Source organism: Micromonospora endolithica, from assembly GCF_003626595.1.
GTDB lineage: Bacteria > Actinomycetota > Actinomycetes > Mycobacteriales > Micromonosporaceae > Micromonospora > Micromonospora endolithica.
Window position 1 is genome coordinate 1 of the sequence record NZ_RBAK01000036.1, and the last position, 2,122, is coordinate 2,122.

General features: G+C 68.3%; 1 protein-coding gene and 2 pseudogenes. All 3 read right to left on the reverse strand.

The features are described from left to right. Window positions 1-301: 301 nt before the first annotated feature. Window positions 302-517, reverse strand: coding sequence for a molybdopterin-binding protein (locus tag D7223_RS33865; protein ID WP_238162336.1), 216 nt, complete (start codon window positions 515-517; stop codon window positions 302-304). Window positions 518-731: 214 nt separating this feature from the next. Further along, window positions 732-1,079 (reverse strand): annotated as a pseudogene (locus D7223_RS33870) (molybdopterin-dependent oxidoreductase); the annotation flags it as partial. A gap of 181 nt (window positions 1,080-1,260) precedes the next feature. Further along, window positions 1,261-1,509: pseudogene (locus tag D7223_RS33875) on the reverse strand (serine/threonine-protein kinase); the annotation flags it as partial. Between the last annotated feature and the right edge of the window lie 613 nt (window positions 1,510-2,122).

A 2,122-nucleotide genomic window follows, 5' to 3' on the forward strand; every position in this document is an offset into this window, starting at 1 on the left:
GGGTGGCGGAAGAGGGGGCTCGGGGCGTCACCCGCCTGCGGCAGCAGGGGGCCGGTCAGCGACACAGCCCTCCACGACCATCGGCGTCAACGGGGTCCTCACCGTCACGTCGGAGCTTGGCCGCCGCACGGCGCCGTCCTGGGATGTGGCGCTCCTGCATCCACGGCAACAACGCGAAGCGTTCACACAGTGACGGCCGCTACTTGATCAACGCCTCCGGGAATTACCCATCGTTGAGCCGATCGTCCTGCCGCTTGGCATCTTGCCCCGACCGTGTCGAGGGGGTTGAGTTGTCATCCGGTCAGGTGACGGTGACGGTGTGCCAGCCGGTCGCCCCGTCGGGGAACGGTGGCACCCGTGGCACGGTCTGGGCGGTGCCGGTGGCATCTGTGGCGCGGGGGCACAGGGTGTGCCTGCCCGGGGTGGCGTCCCAGCGGTACGTCCACTGCCGCCACAGGTCCGGTGAGGGGTCGTGGGCGAGGCGCGTCTGCTGCCACGGGCCGTCGTCGATCTGCACTTCGACGGCGGTGATGTTGCGCCCAGGCGGCGCCGGCGATCATGACGGGTCCGGCGGGAGGTTGGGCGAAGGGTTTGGGGGTGTCGATGCGCGAGGCGGTCTTGACGGGTGCGTGGGGGGCCCATCCGCGTTGGACCCAGTAGGGGTCGAACGCGTCGAAGGTGGTCACGGTTATCGAGGTGAGCCATTTGCAGGCGCCGACGTAGCCGTAGAGGCCGGGAACCAGCATGCGCAGCGGGAAGCCGTGCTCCAGAGGCATGGGTTCGCCGTTCATGGCCACGGCGAGCAGGGCGTCTCGGCCGTCGAGGATCGCGGTGAGGGGGGTGCCGATGGTCATTCCCTCGACGGAGCGGCTGACGAGTTGGTTCTGTCCGGGGCGGATGCCGGCCTCGCCCAGCAGCGGCGCCAGGGGAACGCCGGTCCAGCGGGCGGTGCCGACGTAGGGGCCGCCGACCTCGTTGGAGACGCAGTTAAGGGTGATGTCGTATTCGACGAGACCGCGGGCGAGAAGATCCTCATAGCGCCAGGTGTGAGGTCGGTCGACCTCACCGTCGAGAGTCAGACGCCCGTCCGTCCGGTCGACCTGAGGACGGTGAGGGCGGTGTCCACGCGTTAGAAGTCCCGGTTGGGCGTGAGGAAGGGCAGCATGCCGTCCACGCCGACCGACACGGTGGCGGGCAGCGGCGGCGGCAGCGACACCGAGGCGCGGGATTCCGCGCACACGGAACGGCGACGTCCAGCATGATCACGTCGTAGACGCGCACCACGTGCGGGTGATCCAGCCGCGCCGCCGCCCGCGCCTCCCGCAGCGTCCGCCGCCGCAGATCCGCCACTTCCCTGTCGGTCAGCCCGACCCGGAACAGCATCTCCTTGACCGCCACCTCCCGGTCCAGCAACTCGTCACGGGCCAACCACACCCGCCCCATCCCACCCTGCCCGACACACCGCAGCAGCCGATACCGTCCCACCCGCCGCGCAGACTCCTCCGCCATACCAGTGCTTCGAAGCCGACCGGCCGAGCGGATGGGGTCTGCGTTACCTCCCTGAACGGCCATGATCGACTCTGAAGCAGAACCACGGAGGTACACGGCGCCGGCGAGACCACGAGATGACGCCGTCGGACCGGGCAGCGCCCCAGAGCACCAAGCAGGTTCAGTGACAGCGGGTAGAGGTTGGCTCACCGAGCACAACCACAACGAACCACAGTCAGACCCGACCGCCGCAATTCGCCGAAATCTTTCCGGAGTTCCATTCGCGCTCCTGCGCCCGAAATCATGGCAGGTGCACTGAGCAGGGATTACGCCCTTTCGCTAACACGTGCTGACTGCTTAGGCTGAGGTTTGCACAGAGCCGCACAAATCTTCGACGGAGGCATATTCATGAAAACAACTCCTCGCCGCAGGCTTGCCATAATTGGGCTCACAATTGTCGGCGCATTGGTCTCGTCAGTCGCGTCCGCTCCGGCCGCCGCCCGCCCCGACGAACGCACCCCACGGGGCAGCACGCCGGTGCAACCGGCTGCGGACACGCGCGGGTGTGGCCTCTGGTGGGAGGTGCTCGACGCGTCGCTGCCGGGGCTCGCCGCGGTTGGTCTGACCACCGACC